This is a genomic window from Pseudomonas sp. H1h, assembly GCF_000633255.1.
In the GTDB taxonomy this organism is placed as follows: Bacteria; Pseudomonadota; Gammaproteobacteria; order Pseudomonadales; family Pseudomonadaceae; genus Aquipseudomonas.
This window is the reverse complement of record NZ_AYMJ01000029.1, coordinates 30,134-47,437: the sequence shown is the minus strand read 5'-3', so window position 1 is coordinate 47,437 and position 17,304 is coordinate 30,134. Positions and strand designations below refer to the sequence as shown.

Below are 17,304 nucleotides of genomic sequence, written 5' to 3'. Positions count from 1 at the left end.
GAGATAGACATGACAGGTAATCTATTGCTTCGCGGCATGATCGCGGGGTTGCTGGCCGGCATCCTGGCTTTTGGTTTTGCCAAGGTTTTCGGTGAGCCTTCTGTTGATAAGGCCATCGCCTTTGAAGAGGTCATGGCGCGTGCACATGATCACGGGAACGTTGGTGAAGAAGAGGAAGAATTGGTCAGCCGCGAAGTGCAAAGCACCGTGGGGTTGTTTACGGGCATCGTGATTTACAGCGTATCCATTGGAGGGATCTTTGCTCTGGTGTATGCATTCGCCATGGGACGCATGGGAAGGCTGAAAGTCGGCCCGCGCGGGCTGGCAGCGATTCTTGCCCTGTTGGCGTTCATCAGCGTCATCCTCATTCCTGGCCTCAAGTACCCGGCAAATCCACCATCGGTGGGTGATCCCGATACCATCCGTCAGCAGACCAAGCTATTTTTCCTGATGCTGGTGGTGTCCATTGCTGCGCTCGTCGTGTCGGTGAACCTGTTTCGCAAACTGCTTGCATCCCAAGGCATCTGGTCTGCATCCATGATCGCCATCGTCCTCTACGTTTTGATCATGGCCGTGGCCAGCGCACTGTTCCCGACTATCAATGAAGTGCCCAAAGAATTTTCCGCCTCATTGCTGTGGAACTTTCGCATAGCCTCTCTGGGTATTCACGTGGTGTTGTGGTCGGTGCTCGGCGTCACGTTCGGCTGGCTGGCCGAACGTCAGCTAACGACTCCGGGTGTTCGACACAATGCACAGCTGCAGTCCTGATCATTTGATAGCTGGCCTCCGAGAAGCTAACGCCCGATGTTCAAAACATCGGGCGTTTTTTTTTACGCAACATTGCCCTGATCCTTTGCGGTGTCATGCAGTTGGTGTGCTCCATACAGAAAGAGCGGGGGTAGGCGAGACAAGTTGATCATGAGCAAAACTAAAGTCGCGTGCAAAAAAATGCGTTTGCCTCAGGTCGCCTCGAGCCTGACAATCTTCTTTGCATTTTCCGTAGCCGAACAACGACGAGAACGTCGAGCGTCCGAGGCACTCGGAACAGGCGGAAAAATCTTTGATTCAGGATGTAGAAGCGGGACGCCTAGCGTCCCGTTTTGCTTTTGAAAGGAGTGGACATGAGCGTCATCGATCGACCAAAACTCACCTTGCCGGGCGGTGCTGATCGCCTGCTGCTGCACTCCTGCTGTGCACCGTGTTCCGGTGAGGTAATGGAAGCCATCACGGCATCCGGGATCGATTACACCATCTTCTTTTACAATCCCAACATTCATCCCCAGCGCGAGTACCTGCTGCGCAAGGAAGAGAACATCCGCTTCGCCGAACAGCACAACGTGCCGTTCGTCGACGCCGACTATGATACCGACAATTGGTTCGCCCGCGCCAAAGGCATGGAGGACGCACCCGAGCGTGGCGAACGTTGCACGATGTGCTTCGATATGCGTTTCGAACGTACCGCCTTGTACGCCTATGAGCATGGTTTCTCAGTCATCAGCAGTTCGCTGGGCATCTCGCGCTGGAAGGACATGCAGCAAATCAACGGTTGCGGTCATCGCTCTGCGGACAAGTACCCTGGTATCAGTTATTGGGACTACAACTGGCGCAAGGGCGGTGGGGCTGCGCGCATGGTCGAGATCAGCAAGCGCGAGCGCTTTTATCAGCAGGAGTACTGTGGCTGCATCTACTCGCTGCGAGACACCAACCATCACCGCAAGGCTCAAGGACGGGACATTATCCGGATGGGAGTCAAGTACTACGGCGATGAGGAGTACGAACAAAATCCCGCTTCAGCTTCAGTCATACCTGCAACAAACGTCTGAGCCGTCGAGATAGATTTGCCGCCCGCGCTCCCTCCCGAGATCATTCAGCAGGTCAAAAGTACCCGTTACAGCATCGCCCGACGTTATGGTCGCGTGACCATTGAGGGTCATACCTATGTGTATGAACCCCGCACAGACACGTTGATGCGCCTGGATGTATACCGTCAGCTCAAACAACGTTCGGGCGGTGCGTCTCCTCGCTGACTAATAAGGTATCGAGCTGTCTTGACTACATTGAAACAGGCGCTGAACGAAGGCCGCTTCGTCTGCGTGCTAGAGGTTGTTCCTCAACAGTCGGCTACGCGCCTGGCCGCATTAGGGCAAATCGTTCAACGCGGGCACTTGGCAGGCTGGCAACTGGTGCCAGCCTTCGCTGACCGTGTCGGCCTGCACTCAGACTTGAGCCCTTTGGAAGGTGCGGCGGCATTGGGAAGTCCGGCCGCTTCCTTGCTGCATTTTTCTGGCAAGGATCGCGAGCGGGCAGACCTACTGCAGCAATTGGCGTTGATGAAGGCCCGAGGTCAGGAGCAATTGTTGATTCTCAGCGGTGATCGTTTGCCAAGCCATCAACCGGGGCAGGCGCCGGTGCGCTATCTGGAGTCTGTACCGGCGCTGCAGATTGTCCGTGAACACTGCCCGCACTGGCTACTGGGCGCTGCGTTGAACCCGTTCAAATACCGTGAGGAAGAGGGTGGCGCACAGTATCTGAAGGCACAGAAAAAGCTGACGGCCGGTGCTGATTTTCTGACCCTCCAGCTGGGCTTCGACGCCGCAAAGCATGTGGAGGCTCAAGCCTGGATGCGCGCTCGGCCAGGTTTGAAGCCCATGCTGGCTTGTGTGATGGAGCTAACCGCAAAGCGCGCGGCTTTACTGAAGAACGTGCCCGGTATCGTCGTCACTGGATCCATGTGCGAACTGTTGAAAAGCGAGCAGCAGATATCCTCGGACTACGGCGGCGCACGAAGTCTCCAACGGTTGGCTCTGCAAATTGTCGGTCTGCAACTGATGGGTTATGCCGGTATTCATCTATCCGGTTTGCATACGCTGGACGAGTTGCTGTCGTTGGAACAGGCAATTACTGAGCGGCGCAGTAACATCAATTCACTGAGCGATTGGTTTGAGCAATGGCATGTAAGCTGGAAAATGCCACGAGCTTCCGGGGTATGTTTTGCCCCTGAAAGCGCTGCCTGGCAATTCGGGCAATCCGACGTCACTGCCACGCGCCGGGAGCGTCTGCGATATACGTTGCTTTCGTCGGTACATGACAAGCTCTTCAGCCGGGCTGGATGGCTCAGCAAAGCCTTTGGTTGGAGCGTGACTCGGCAAATATGGAAAACCGGTGTGGCTGCGAATGCGCTACAGATTGCCGAGCGAGCGGTGAAGCGCCCGCTGGTTGGCTGTGACACTTGCGGCAGCTGCCGCTTGCAAGACACCTTGTATGTTTGTCCCGAGACATGCCCTAAAGGACTGGCGAACGGCCCCTGTGGCGGTACCCGGCTCAATCGTTGCGAATTCGCGGATCGCGAGTGCGTGCACAGCGTCAAATACCGGATTGCCAAATCTGTCAATCGATTACCTGTCCTGGAGCAGACATTGATCCCTTGTATCGATGCCAGCAACAGGCACTGCAGCTCATGGCCTCAATGGTTCGAACCGAAAGAGTCGACATCGAAACCAGGCTGATCCGTGAGATGACATTTCTTCATACGGAAGTTACACAGCATGAACATAGCTAAAGTTTTTTTGAATTCAATTCATTAGCCGCCACTCAGGTACGCCCTTTAAAATTGCTCTCAATTAGAAAGCGCAGCTTGGACTTCTGGATGTCAGAAGTTTCCAGCTGCGCTCGAACCATTACAAGACAGGGTGTCAGGCCGATATGAACAATGAATTTACATTTGCCATCAAGAGCATTTGTTTTGATGAGGATTATCAGCCCTCGGAAAATACGCGCATCACAACCAACTTTGCCAATCTGGCCCGAGGCAATAGTCGGCAAGAGAATCTGCGCAATACCTTGAAAATGATTGACAATCGGTTCAATGCTCTGGCGCATTGGGATAATCCCAAAGGCGACCGTTACACGGTCGGGCTCGAGATTATTTCCGTTGAAATGAATATCGATGCCGAGCGCAGCAGTCATGCGCTTCCATTGATTGAAATTTTGAAAACCACGGTTATTGATCGCAAAACCGACGAACGCAGTGATGGCATCGTCGGCAATAACTTTTCCTCGTACGTGCGCGATTACGATTTCAGCGTGCTGTTGCTGGGTCATAACAAGGATCAGCCGACCTTCAGTGTCCCAGACAATTTCGGCGATTTGCATGGAAAACTGTTCAAATCATTTGTGAGTTCAGTCGCTTACAAAGAGCATTTCAAGAAGGCACCGGTCATCTGCCTCAGTGTTTCCAGCAGCCGTACCTACCTGCGGACTGAAAACCAGCATCCAGTGCTGGGTGTCGAATACAAGCAAGATGAATACTCGCTGACGGATGAATATTTCAAGAAGATGGGCTTGAAGGTTCGATACTTCATGCCTCAAAACAGTGTTGCACCACTGGCTTTTTATTTCTCTGGTGACTTGCTTGGCGATTACACCAACCTTGAGCTGATTAGTACCATAAGCACGATGGACACTTTTCAGAAGATTTACCGGCCTGAAATTTATAATGCCAACTCTGCGGCCGGAAAATCCTACAGGCCAAGTTTGCAACACCAGGATTATTCATTGACTCGTATTGTCTACGATCGAGAAGAACGTAGCCGACTGGCTGTCGAGCAAGGGCAGTTTGCTGAAGAACAGTTCATCAAGCCACACCGTGCTGTTCTTGAGCAATGGTCTGCCAGCTACGCTCTTTAATTAATCCAAAGTACAAGGTCTTTATTGTGAAAAAACTGCTACCCACTTCAACTGCCGGCAGCTTGCCTAAACCTTCCTGGCTCGCACAGCCCGAGACACTTTGGTCGCCCTGGAAACTGCAAGAAGAGGAGTTGATCGAAGGCAAGCAAGATGCACTGCGCTTGTCTCTGCAAGAACAGCAACATGCTGGTATCGACATCGTCAGCGATGGCGAACAGACCCGTCAGCACTTTGTCACGACGTTTATCGAACATCTGGACGGTGTGGATTTCGAGAAACGTGAGACGGTCAGAATCCGTGATCGCTACGATGCGAGCGTGCCGACGGTGGTGGGGGCGGTCACTCGCCAGAAGCCGGTATTCGTCGAAGACGCCCGGTTCTTGCGTCAGCAAACCTCACAACCGATCAAATGGGCGCTGCCAGGCCCCATGACCATGATCGACACGTTGTACGACGCTCATTACAAGAGTCGTGAAAAACTGGCCTGGGAATTCGCCAAGATTCTTAACGACGAAGCCCGGGAACTCGAAGCGGCCGGTGTCGATATCATCCAGTTCGATGAACCTGCCTTCAACGTCTTCTTCGACGAGGTGAACGAGTGGGGTGTCGCCACTCTGGAGCGGGCCATCGAAGGCCTCAAGTGCGAGACCGCCGTGCACATTTGCTACGGTTACGGCATCAAGGCCAACACCGACTGGAAAAAGACGCTGGGCTCTGAGTGGCGGCAATATGAAGAGGCCTTCCCCAAGCTGCAAAAGTCCAGCATCGATATCGTTTCGCTGGAGTGCCACAACTCCCATGTGCCGATGGATCTGATCGAACTCATCCGAGGCAAGAAAGTGATGGTCGGAGCCATAGACGTGGCCAACCATGCCATCGAAACCCCCGAGGAAGTGGCCAATACCTTGCGCAAGGCGCTGCAATTTGTGGATGCCGACAAGCTTTACCCGTGCACCAACTGCGGCATGGCTCCTCTGCCACGTTCAATTGCACGCGGCAAACTCAAGGCGCTGAGCGCGGGTGCCGACATAGTCCGAAGAGAGCTCTCGAACTAATTCGCAGTCCATCGAAAGTGGCGAGCGAAGGCCCGGCAAGCCGAGACCTGACACGGGGTTCAGGCGGGTTCAGGCCTTCCTTGGCACTTGCGGGCGGTGCCTCATTTCCAGGAGCAACCATGTCTTTCCCCAGTATTGCTATCGACCCGTCGATTTTCCGCGAAGCGCTTGGGCACTTTGCTTCTGGCATTACGGTGATTACATCGCACACGGACGACGAGCCGATCGGCTTTACCTGCCAGTCGTTCTATAGCGTGTCGATGAACCCGCCGCTGGTGTCGTTCAGCGTCATGTCCAGTTCGGCCAGCTATCCCAAAATTCGCCAGGCCGGCCGATTCGCCGTGAATATCCTCTCCGGTGAACAGGTCAGGATTTCCAATCAGTTCGCCCGGCGAGGGGCGGACAAGTGGAGCGGGGTTGAATGGCAGCTTTCACCGCTGGGTAATCCAATCATTGGCGGCAACCTGCACTGGCTTGATTGCGAAATACACGCCGAGCATGCCGCCGGTGATCACCTGATTGTGATCGGTGAAGTGAAAGCTTTGAACCTTCTGGAAGCGACGGCTACGCAGCCACTACTGTATTTCAAAGGGCAGTATCGCGATCTTGCCACGCATTGCGTGACCTGACTGCTTGACCCCATCACCTCGATTAACCGTTGATCACTGACCGAGTTTTTGTCAATCCACCAAGTGGTGGAGCGGTGGCGATCACGCCCATTTTCTGCACACCCATGTAGTTCTGCTCATGATCGATTTGAGACACCTGCGCACCCTTGATGCGCTGCGGGAAACGGATAGCCTGCACGAAGCAGCCGAACGTCTGCACCTGTCGCAGTCGGCTCTGTCGCATCAGTTCCGTGAGCTGGAAGAACGCCTGGGCATGCCGTTGTTCGCGCGAAAGACCAAGCCGGTGCGCTTCACCAGCGCGGGGCTCAAGCTGTTACGGCTGGCGGATGAAGTCCTGCCGCTCATTCGCACGACGGAACGCGAACTGGGGAGGCTGGCGGGTGGCACCGCTGGGCGGCTGTACATCGCGATTGAATGTCACAGTTGTTACCAATGGCTGATGCCTTCGGTGGACGAGTTCCGTAGCACCTGGCCAGAGGTTGAACTCGACCTGGCATCCGGGCTGTCGTTCGCGCCGTTGCCGGCTCTGGAGCGGGGAGATCTAGACCTGGTGGTGACTTCCGATCCTGTGAGCTTGCCAGGGATTACCTATGTGCCGCTTTTCGGTTACGAGGCCCTGCTGGCCATCGACAAGCATCATGCCCTGCGCGATAAACCGTATCTTGAGCCCACTGACATCGCCGACCAGACCCTCATCACTTACCCCATCGAGCGAAACCGTCTGGATATCTTCACTCGCTTTCTTGATCCGGCCGACATCGAACCCGCCCAGGTGCGTACCTGCGAGATGACGATCATGATGATGCAACTGGTGGCCAGCGGTCGCGGCGTATGCTGCTTGCCGAACTGGGCCGTGCATGAATACACCTCACGTGGCTACGTTATCGCCAAGCGTCTTGGGGAGAAAGGTTTGCAGGCCCAACTATTCGCGGCTGTGCGCAGCGACATGCTTGAAGTGCCCTACTTGAGTGATTTCCTTCTCACAGCAAAAGACATTTCCTTTGCAACTTTAGAGGGTGTCAATGCTGTGTAAGAACTCCTCGTCCAACAAGGACGACTTACCAACCGAAGCAATTGCTGTAGCTCCGACTGAACGATTCTGGCCCTTCGTGAATGGCCGCTTGTGGCCGGTTGCTGCCCTTTTTGGCAAACCGCATTCGGCCATTAGATGCCCCTCGTAATCGACTCGGCCCCTTACCTCAAGTAGCAGCAAGTCAAATCGTAAACATAAGTCAGTAACCAGCTGATGGCTCGTTATGACCCGACTCGGGTTTACGGGGGTAGGTAAATTAGAGCTATTTATTCACCGGATGAGGGTTGGCCATCGCCAGCGAATATAGGAACTCGAGTCCGTCCCTCTTCGGTTCCACTGAGACAACGGCAGGGGCTGCCAGCCAATTCGTCACGGTTTAACGAAATTATGACGGCAGAAAGCTATTATTGTTAAGTTTTCCAACCCCAAGCCGATAATCGCCAGGAGGCACAACTCGCACCCCGGAGTGGAGAAATCCGAATGTTGTCCAGCAGATCCAAGTCGTCAGGAGATTCCCGAGACGAGCGCTTCGACGGCCTGCTCCATATGGTCAGGCGGCAGTTCGGTGTCGTGGCCGTCCTGTTGACAACCGGGGCCCAGGATCTACAGCGCTTTTGCGCTGGCGCCGGCCCGATTGTGCGCGACACACTGCCAGACCTTCACATGCCTCTTCCCTCCGATGCCAATGCCCATACACTTCTGCTTGTACCCGATATCAGCCGCGACGAGAATCTGCGCAATCACCAACTGACAAAAACGTTTCCCTCGCTTCGCTTTCTCGCCGCCTGCCCCCTGCAGGCGCCAGGTGGAGGGCAGCTCGGCCTTCTCTGTCTGCTTCACGACCAACCCCGCGAGCTCGATTCCGAGCAACAAAAAGGGTTGCAGGAGTTCGCTCAATTGGCAGTTGGGGCGCTGCTGCTGAAGGATTCGGACCGAGCGGAGTTTGAGCTTCCGAGCGAAAGCGAGCGACGTAAGGCGCTGGCCATCGCCACTAGCGGCACCGGTGTTTGGGACCGAAACATGCTCACCGGCATAGTCAACTATTCCGATAGTTGGAAGGCCTTGCTGGGCTACACCAACAACGAGATCGGCAGCGACGCTGCCGAGGCCTACACCCGCATCCATCCTGCCGACTTCGCATACGTGCTGGCCGTCTACCAGGAGGCCATCGACGGGCGCACCGAGGTTTTCGAAGTCGAGCACCGACTACGTTGCCGGGACGGCAGTTACAAGTGGGTCTGCAGTCGCGGCAAAGTGGTCGAATTTGACGGTGCCGGCAAACCCTCGCGCATGGTCGGAACCACCACTGACGTCACTTCAATATACGCCCTGTCGGAACAGATACAGCTGAACGCCGCTCTGCTGACCGACCTGACCAACGAAATCCCTGGCATGGTTTTCCAGAGTCTGCGGCAGTTGCATGGACAGTACAGCTTTTCCTTCGTCAGTATCGGGGCCCGCGACATTTATGGAGTGACGCCGGAGCAACTGATGCAACATGCCGACATGCTGCACATGATCATCCATCCGGACGATCTGGCTGCCTACCTCGGCTCCCTGGAAGCGTCTGCGACGGATCTCAACCCCTGGAGCCTAGAATACCGGGTACTGCTGCCCGGTGTGGGCGCCGATTGGCGTCATGGTGCTGCGCGTCCCAGGGCACTGGCGGACGGGAGTGTTCTCTGGCACGGCATCATCACCGATATCACCGAGCGCAAGCTAATCGAAGCAGAACTGCAGGTGCTCGCCAGCACGGATTCCTTGACGCAACTCTCCAATCGTCGCCATTTTTTGCAGCACCTCGAAAGCGAGTTGGCGCGGGTGCAGCGCTCTGCCGGCTATCCCGCGGTAATCCTGATGTTCGACCTTGACCACTTCAAAGCCATTAATGATCGCTGGGGCCATTCGGTAGGTGATCTCGCGCTTCAGCACTTCTCGGCCATCCTCTGCACACAGCTGCGCAGAACCGATGCCGCCGGTCGCATGGGCGGCGAAGAGTTCGCAGTGGTGTTGAGCAATGCTTCCGTCGACGAGGCCAAAATCTTCGCCCAACGAGTCCAGGATGCGCTGGCCAGTGCGCCACTAGACCACGGAGACGAACGTCTGACACTGGCGGTCAGCGTAGGTATCGCCGCCCTCCATTCAGCCGATGTCAGCGCCGAGGCCAGCCTGTCGCGCAGCGATAAGGCGCTCTATTGCGCAAAGCGTGCCGGGCGCAACCGCATCGAATGTTATTGAAAGGTCGGGAGGGATTCAGACCTCAAAGCAGCGACATGCTAAGACGCATCGAGCCTCCACCGCCACCTGCACAGCGACGATGCTCATAATTTCAGCATGATTGGAAAAGCATCTGGTCTGTAGCGTTCCAGCGATCGTCTGCTTTTGGCCGTTAGCCGTCACTTGTGCACGTCTGCTTCTGGCCAATCTGTGCCGGTCGTGGAGGGTAGAAAACGGCCAGAAGCGGACGTAACGGTGCTTGTGTAGTATCTGCTTCTCTTTCGACCTGTATAGAGCTGCCCGATGTCTAGCCGACACTCCCCATCCCCTGCAAGAGCTGTCCTGGACCTGCAAAACGCACGTTCGCTTTTGGGAAAGCGGCTGGGTGCGCTGCTGCACGACCAGTACTATTTCAACGACGAGAAGGAACTGGGAGACATAGGTTCTCTAGAGTGGCATTTTGGCGAGCGAGAACTTCTATCCATGTATCTCTTGAGTGATGGCGCAAGAGTAGGCGCGGACTTGTTGCCTTCTGATACGCCGATTTCCTTCGAGATAGAGCCGAACGTGACATGCTCCTGGAAAAGGGAAAACCTGCTTGCAGCTCTATCAGCAACCCACGTCGAGAACACAAAAATTTGCGCAGTTGAGGGAATTCTTGACTCTTTCAACGGGCAAGAGCCTTGGCTCGCCGGATTCAGAGTTACGTGCGAGACCGGTGACTCATTGATCTACCTTAACCAGGGCGACGATGCCGTAGTATTGATTAATGCGCTACCGCCAGTAAATGCAGGCCTTGAAACCCGCTTCGTTACCTCAGTTCAATCACAGCTATGAGTCGGGTGCAGTCCTTCACGACAGGCAGAAATCGGCCAATAGCGGACAGTAACGGTCAATCCCGAAAAACATGGATAATGGCAAAAGAATGGCTGTTTTCGGCTACGGCTCGACCGGTCGAGGCAATAGATCGGCCATATTATTCCGCACAGTCGGAAATTGTCCGTTGCCCCATGCTATTTGTGGCTAGAGGAAACGATCAAGGACTAGAGCTTGTAGGCATATTGCTGGACGGCGCTCGCCTCTCTAGCCGATCAGGGACGAGTTGAAGGGGAAATGACTGGAGAGGTGAGCATCTCTACTTTAGCTCATGTTTTGATTTAAACGATCTATTTCAACTGCTCGACTTAGTTGACTGCTTTTGGAGCGGGGGCTCTGATTGGAGAGCGATCAGTTCGTTAAGGCGTTGGCACTGCACTTCTGCCCGATTGTGGTCTCGAAAGCTGTTCATTAGCTGCTCGCCAGTCCGCGTATCTACGATACGAAAATAGAATTCGTCGTGGCTACCACAAGTGGTGGGACGCTTTTGTACTACAAAAAATTCTTCCATGGTTTGCCCTCGCTATGGAGTCAAGTTATCACGTTGGGCAACGACTGCGAGTGTTTCACCATTGGGAGATCGCCAGGGATCATCAAAAAGATGATCCCTTTTTTCAGCGTGAGGTATCAAATCCGCTCGATACTGGTTTGTCAGAGGTCTTTCTTGATGTCCTTACTCAGATCGTGACCTTCCTTGTGACGCTCTTTGTTGAGGTGCTTGGCGCCTTTGTCAATCTCTTTCCCGTCATGCTTAGCACCTTTGTCCAGCTCTTTTGCATCATGATCCACACCTTTATCAAGATCACGGTTCGCGTCGCGAACATCTGTGGCGATATCGCCCTCAGCGGTAGCTAAACCCACATGGCCGAGGCCGAATGCCAAGACTAGCGAAATGACCAATGCTTCAACGTTGCGCATGATGTGGCTCCTGTTTAATCCGCGAGTCCTTCATGGACAGGCACCTGTCATACGTTAGTCATAAACAGAGCATGGCGCCAACGCAGTAGACTACGGATACGTTTCTTGATTAGTCCGTGTCGTGGGCTAGTCTCAAGTTCACCATTTCATGGGGCCAGGTATGCAAACTTTTGCGGTCGTTATTGCCGGGGTCGTGCTGGTCTTATGCTTAGGACTGGTTTTCGGCAGGGATGATCATGATGAATGTGATGCAGCTCTAGAAGCATTGAGGTCAACAGGCGAGCAGGATTTCACTGCCAGAGTACACGACGAGTATCGGAAGGCCATAGATGCACACGCCTCCGGAGAATACAAAGCCTGCATGACGCTGGCCAACAAAGCTCTTGAGCATTTGAAGCATGGCTGACCACTACACAGCGCCGAAATTGGGGGGAGCATGAAGCTCATTTTTGCAATTGCATTTGCACTGTTTTTATCGAGTTGTCAGTACTTCAGCTATCAGGAGAGCTGTGAGGACAATCCTGACCAACCGAGTTGTCCTGGGTTGAATACTCAACAAGGTGCTGGAACGACCCACAAACGCTAGTGGGTCTGAAATCTATGTACCCGAAATTGCCACTTTCGCTCTTTGATGACAGATAAAACGAGTGGGAAAGAACCCGCGTCAAGGCGGCTTTCTCCGCATCAGTTCCAAGGAAGCAATACCGATGCGAATAATTGAAACGACAACGGTGGTACAGGCGGTTGTTGCCGAGAATGCCAACAAGCACATGCTCAATGGCTGGGGCTGCTGACAGTCACGTCCAGTGGCAACGGTGATTACAGCGGCAAAATGTTTGTGTGGTATGTGCTGGGCAAGCGGGCGGCGAAAGCCAAAGGTGAATTCTGCGCCGGCTAACCCGGAAATAAATTTGGCATCATACTAATGTGGTTGTGTTGATTGCTTCGTTACATAGGCTTGATGAGAGCGGTGCAGTAATCTCGCAAGTGAATCCACATGGATCGAATGTAAATATTGCCCCACCATCGAATGCGTTTCGAAGTGCCCCTCCAATCATCGATGTCCCATATCCTTTGCGGCTAGGTGGTATCACTAGAGGTCCGCGACTCTCCTCCCACTTCAGTATGAAAATAGGAAGGGAGCCTAATTCTGAATTTGAAAGAATGTTCCATCGCACCGTTAACACGCCGCCGGAACTAGACAGGGCTCCATATTTTGATGCATTAGTACCTAGCTCATGTACTGCTAATGCCAGTGCACAAGCTGCATCCGGCGCCAGGGTGATGTCAGGCCCACTGATTGAAATTTGGTAGTCTTTTGAATAGGGCGCAAGCATTTCTTCCATCAATTGGCTTAACCCTATTGTGTTCCTGCCTAGAGCAAATGAGTGAGCACGATGCATCATGTTGAGGCGGTCGCTGAATACCTTGCGAAACTCACTGGGTGTGGGATAGCTCTTAATCGTGAGATTAGCTACCCCACCTACAGTTAAATAAAGGTTTCGGATTCGGTGCTCGAGCTCTCCCAACAGAATCTGGTTTGTTTCCAGGGTTCTGCTGTATGCGCATATCTTTGCGCAAAGCTCAGCCACTGATTTAATAGATTCGATTTGCTCTGGCTGAAGTGGTGTCGATTTCGGATGTATGACTGCGACACTGCCCTGAGCATCGCCATTTGACGTAATGGCAGGTATCGAGACCAGCGAGGCAAGCTGATACTGAGCAAATAGCGCTTTCCATTCCTTAGAAAATCGCTCATCACTTGCTACATCGGCAACATTAATGACCTTGCCTGTCAGTACGCCGAGGCCGCAAGAACCTCTTTTTCCATCGATTACATTGCCTTCCAACCTACGAGCGAACTCCTCGGGCAGCCCTGGGAAAATCGAGTGGCGGAACGTGCGCCTCGGCTTATCAAGAACATTGATTCCAACCAAACAACCCGGGAGGAGGTCTTGTACTGCGCTGGCGAGCTCACGCAACAGAGGAACAGGAGGAGCGCCCAATGACATGACATCAAGTGCGCGATTGAGAAAGTGCTCAAGCAGTTGATGCATGGAGACAGACCTTGGTGATCGAGGCTGCCCATTCTACAGTCATTTCCCCCCTCATCTTCGAGAGGGTCAACAATTGGCCGTTGACGGTCGCTTCCGAGCGTCTATTTATGGCCGAAAGGTGCTGCTTTCAAACGTCCGCTTTTGGCCGGAAGCGGTCGGTCATGAGTGCCTGCTTATGGGGACACCGCTAGCTGGGTAGTGAGCAGTCACTCGCTAACGTCTGCTAACCACTGACCTCCGATCCAGATAGCGGGATCGGTGTGCTCACAATTATGTTGAGGGCAAATCCAGGGCCGCGACAGACCACAAAACGCCAAAGGATTGAACAGAGAGACCGATTAATGTTGGCTTTAAGCCGCCAGTAGCGACGAGAGAAGGGGGGGAAGCAAAGCTCTGCCTCGCGACCAATGCGAGACATCTATCGTGTGAGAATAGAAAAGCAACCGTAAGAAAAAGAAATTCATGTAGTCGTTGATGGCCATATTGAGTCACGCGGGAAGCACGCCAATTGCCGAAGCGTCTCGCTGCTTCAATGACGCGGTACTTGGCTAAGTTGCCGAACAGCGTATCGCGAGACAAAGCCTCTAAGCGAACGCTCAACCGAAAATCTGCCTCGTTTCATCGAGATAGTTGGCGCAATTAAATCGGCGGATGCGACTATGCTCGGTGTACCTGAGGGCGTTGCGTCCGCGCGCGGCGAGCGACGTGATCGAATGACTCTTGGCGCAAAGCGGATAGGGGGGGGCGACGTGGCGATCAAAGCTATTTTCGTGGGCATCAACAAGCACCTCGACGCGACAATCCCCGAGCTGGGCGGGGCCCGCCGCGATGCGACGGCGTTGTGGGCGCTGTTCACCGACACCGTTGAAGGCCTTGCTGGCCGACTGCTTGTCGATGAGGTCGCCACGCATGCAGAGGTGTCGCAGGCCATCCTCGGAACGCTGTCGGCCGCTGGCCAGGACGACGTGATAGTCATCACATTCGCTGGCCACGGTTCTCCCGATGGAAACCTGGTCCTGTTCGATACCAACGCAGCCGATCTTTCCAGCACAGGCCTGTCTATGGCGGGCTTGGCCGATGCCTTTAAGACGACGAAGGCGCGTGCGGTCCTGTGCGTGCTTGACTGCTGCTTCAGCGGGCAGGCACCTGCGCGCGTGCTGGAGGCTGCAGCGCGACCGCGAAGTGCATTTGCGTTGACTGGGATTTACGGTGAGGGCCGCATTCTGCTCGCCGCCTGTGCAACCAACGAGTCGGCCTGGGAGCAGCCGGGCACCGGACACGGATTGCTCACGCATGCTGTGATCGAGGCGTTGACGGGGGCGGTCGGCGACTCGGTCAGCTTTCCGGAAATCGCCGGAGAGATCATCAGGTTGGCGCGTGTCGAGGCCGAGCGCATCAGCGTGACACAGACGCCCGTATTCCTGGGCAACGTCCAGGGTGGTCTCGTGTTTCCGGCTCTCAAACGCGGTGACAACTACGCCGCTGCGTTCCCGGCCAGAGCGGTCCAGCAAATGTCGGGGGCGTTTGCGGAATTTTCTGCGCACGGCTTTCCTCCGGATATCGTCGAACAGTGGACAACGGACTTCCCGCGAGGCCTCAACGCACTGCAACTTAAGGCAGTCAATGAACACGGCGTACTGGCCGGCAAATCGCTGCTGGTGGCTGCGCCGACCAGTTCGGGTAAGACCATGATCGGCGAACTGGCTGCGATTCAGGCAGTCACAGCCGGCAAGAAAGCCGCGTTTCTGCTGCCGTATCGGGCGCTAGTCAGCGAGAAATTCGAGGAGTTCAGCGAGCGATACGGAGCTGCGGGGCTGCGCGTCGTTCGGTGCAGCGGTGATGCAACGGATGGCATCGGTCCCGTGTTGGCCGGCCGCTATGACCTGGGTTTCTTCACCTATGAAACCTTTCTCAATCTGGCGCTCGGTTCGCCGCGCGTGCTCAACCAGCTCGGCCTCGTCGTGCTTGACGAGGGGCAGTTCATTACGGACCCTAATCGAGGTATTACTGTTGAGCTGATCTTAGCGCTCCTGCTACGAGCACGTCAGCGTGGCGTTGAACCGCAACTTGTGATCTTGTCGGCGGTGATTGGCAACCTCAACAGCTTTGATCGCTGGCTCGACTTGCCTTTGCTGATATCCCGCGAGCGGCCTGTGCCCCTGGTCAAGGGCGTGCTTGATCGACGCGGGACGTTCCAGTTCGTCGATGTGGACGGCACCACCATGACCGAAGCCCTCTTGCCAGCGCATCGCATCGTACAGCGTCGCGAAAAGCCCAGCTCGCAGGACGTGATCGTGCCGCTGGTCCAGCAACTGGTCGCACAGGGCGAAAAGTTGCTGGTCTTCCGTAACATGCGTGGTCCGGCGCAGGGCTGCGCCAAATACTTGTCCAAGGAATTGGTACTCGGTCCCGCGACTAGAGTTTTGGCCGTGCTTCCGACGCAGGATTTGACTGGCGCCTCGCAGGATCTGCGGGAATGCCTCGCTGGCGGTACTGCATTCCACAACACCAATCTCTTGCGTGCGGAGCGCGAAGCCGTCGAGAAGGGGTATCGCGATGCAGGCGGCGGCATCCATGCGCTGGTGGCCACGACGACGCTGGCTGCCGGCATCAACACTCCGGCATCTACGGTGATCCTCGCGGAGAACGAATTCGTCGGAGAGGACGGCCGGCCATTCACCGTAGCCGAGTACAAGAACATGGCGGGGCGTGCGGGACGGCTCGGATACAACGAGACCGGCAAGGCCATCATTCTCGCCGACACTCCGATGGAGCGCGCGCAGCTATTCCAGAAATACGTGCTCGGTGTGCCGGAAGATGTGAAGTCATCCTTCCAGCAACGCGACCTGCCAACCTGGACGCTGCGCTTGCTTAGCCAAGTCCGGGGCGTGCGTGCCATCGAAATTCCTGGCCTGTTGGTCAACACGTTCGGTGGCTACTCTGCATCACGTGCGAATCCTCAATGGATCCCGATGGTGGAGCACGAAGTCACCGCTTTGGTCGTGCGCCTGTTGCAGGCCGGGCTGGCCGAGCGCGAGGGCGAGTTGATCCACCTTACCTTGCTCGGACGCGCCTGCGGCGCTTCGTCCTTGTCGTTTGAGTCGAGCCTGCGGCTGGTCGAGTTGATGAAACAACTCAACGCCGCACAGACGTCGCCCACCCAGGTGCTGGCGATGGTGCAGGTGCTCGACGAGATGGATGCGATCTATACACCGGTCATGAAGCGTGGCAGGTCGGAGAGCGTGCGCTCCAATGATGTTGCGCAGCGTTATGGGCATGCGATGACGCAGGCACTGCAGCGATATTGTCGGGACGAAATTGAGTTCTGGTGCCGATGCAAGCGCGCCGCGCTCTTGTACGACTGGATCGAGGGCACCCCCGTCGATGTGTTGGAGAAGCGGTTCTCTACTACGCCCTTCGGAGGCGCCGTCGGATACGGAAACATCATCGGTATCGCCGACGCAACCCGCTTTCACCTGCGCTCGACGCATCAAATCCTATCGGCACTTTTCCCGGACCAGCCTACGTTCTTGGCGGGACTCGACGAAATCCTGCAGCGGCTCGAATTCGGCCTTCCAGCCGGTGCGTTGCCACTCACAAACTTGCCGATTGCTCTGACTAGGGGGCAGTACCTCGGGCTCTTCAATGCCGGATGCTTGACGCCGGAAGCTGTGAACGACTTGAGCTTAGAGCGGCTAGAAGCATGCATTGGCCCAACTAGCGCGCCCTTATTGAGGCCACAAGCATGAGCACCATGGTACTGCGCAGGGAAATGAATTTTTTGGATAGACACGTCGCCACCATCGCGTCTGGGCCGCGAACGGAGTCAACGT

General features: G+C 55.2%; 13 protein-coding genes. 11 read left to right on the top strand and 2 right to left on the bottom strand.

The window, feature by feature from the left end; translation table 11 throughout:
- Positions 1–9 precede the first annotated feature (9 nt).
- The 9 genes from U862_RS0122465 (at position 10) to U862_RS0122425 (ending at position 10,457) form a co-directional block, all read left to right on the top strand.
- Positions 10–768: a CbtA family protein gene (locus tag U862_RS0122465; RefSeq protein WP_049828036.1), complete on the top strand. Its 759-nt coding sequence runs from the start codon at positions 10–12 to the stop codon at positions 766–768.
- A gap of 353 nt (positions 769–1,121) precedes the next feature.
- Complete coding sequence (locus tag U862_RS0122460) at positions 1,122–1,823, top strand: epoxyqueuosine reductase QueH (RefSeq protein WP_025112472.1); 702 nt, start codon at positions 1,122–1,124, stop codon at positions 1,821–1,823.
- 225 nt (positions 1,824–2,048) lie between these two features.
- Complete coding sequence (locus U862_RS0122455) at positions 2,049–3,506, top strand: methylenetetrahydrofolate reductase C-terminal domain-containing protein (RefSeq protein WP_025112471.1); 1,458 nt, start codon at positions 2,049–2,051, stop codon at positions 3,504–3,506.
- 196 nt (positions 3,507–3,702) lie between these two features.
- Entirely contained in the window at positions 3,703–4,686 is a 984-nt protein-coding gene (locus tag U862_RS0122450; RefSeq protein WP_025112470.1) for a DUF1852 domain-containing protein, read from the top strand.
- A gap of 26 nt (positions 4,687–4,712) precedes the next feature.
- The gene (locus tag U862_RS0122445; protein ID WP_025112469.1) at positions 4,713–5,741 is read left to right on the top strand and encodes a methionine synthase; all 1,029 of its coding nucleotides are present in this window, start codon (positions 4,713–4,715) and stop codon (positions 5,739–5,741) included.
- Positions 5,742–5,860: 119 nt separating this feature from the next.
- A complete protein-coding gene (locus U862_RS0122440; protein WP_025112468.1) occupies positions 5,861–6,370 on the top strand; it encodes a flavin reductase family protein in 510 nt (169 codons plus the stop codon).
- A 118-nt stretch (positions 6,371–6,488) separates the two neighbouring features.
- On the top strand, positions 6,489–7,403 hold the full coding sequence (locus U862_RS0122435; RefSeq protein WP_025112467.1) for a LysR family transcriptional regulator: 915 nt from the start codon (positions 6,489–6,491) through the stop codon (positions 7,401–7,403).
- Between the two features lie 480 nt (positions 7,404–7,883).
- Positions 7,884–9,641, top strand: a complete 1,758-nt coding sequence (locus tag U862_RS0122430) for a sensor domain-containing diguanylate cyclase (protein ID WP_029977783.1) — start codon at positions 7,884–7,886, stop codon at positions 9,639–9,641.
- A 282-nt stretch (positions 9,642–9,923) separates the two neighbouring features.
- Positions 9,924–10,457: a hypothetical protein gene (locus U862_RS0122425; protein ID WP_025112465.1), complete on the top strand. Its 534-nt coding sequence runs from the start codon at positions 9,924–9,926 to the stop codon at positions 10,455–10,457.
- Between the two features lie 690 nt (positions 10,458–11,147).
- Here U862_RS0122425 and U862_RS0122420 read toward each other — a convergent pair.
- Positions 11,148–11,414: a hypothetical protein gene (locus tag U862_RS0122420; protein WP_025112464.1), complete on the bottom strand. Its 267-nt coding sequence runs from the start codon at positions 11,412–11,414 to the stop codon at positions 11,148–11,150.
- A 160-nt stretch (positions 11,415–11,574) separates the two neighbouring features.
- On the opposite strand from U862_RS0122420, the gene U862_RS0122415 reads away from it, so the two are divergent.
- The gene (locus U862_RS0122415) at positions 11,575–11,820 is read left to right on the top strand and encodes a hypothetical protein (protein WP_025112463.1); all 246 of its coding nucleotides are present in this window, start codon (positions 11,575–11,577) and stop codon (positions 11,818–11,820) included.
- Positions 11,821–12,331: 511 nt separating this feature from the next.
- Here the strand turns inward: U862_RS0122415 and U862_RS29790 are convergent.
- The gene (locus U862_RS29790) at positions 12,332–13,471 is read right to left on the bottom strand and encodes an HWE histidine kinase domain-containing protein (RefSeq protein ID WP_081794908.1); all 1,140 of its coding nucleotides are present in this window, start codon (positions 13,469–13,471) and stop codon (positions 12,332–12,334) included.
- A 749-nt stretch (positions 13,472–14,220) separates the two neighbouring features.
- On the opposite strand from U862_RS29790, the gene U862_RS0122405 reads away from it, so the two are divergent.
- Positions 14,221–17,220, top strand: a complete 3,000-nt coding sequence (locus tag U862_RS0122405; RefSeq protein ID WP_025112462.1) for a DEAD/DEAH box helicase — start codon at positions 14,221–14,223, stop codon at positions 17,218–17,220.
- The last annotated feature ends 84 nt before the right edge of the window (positions 17,221–17,304 follow it).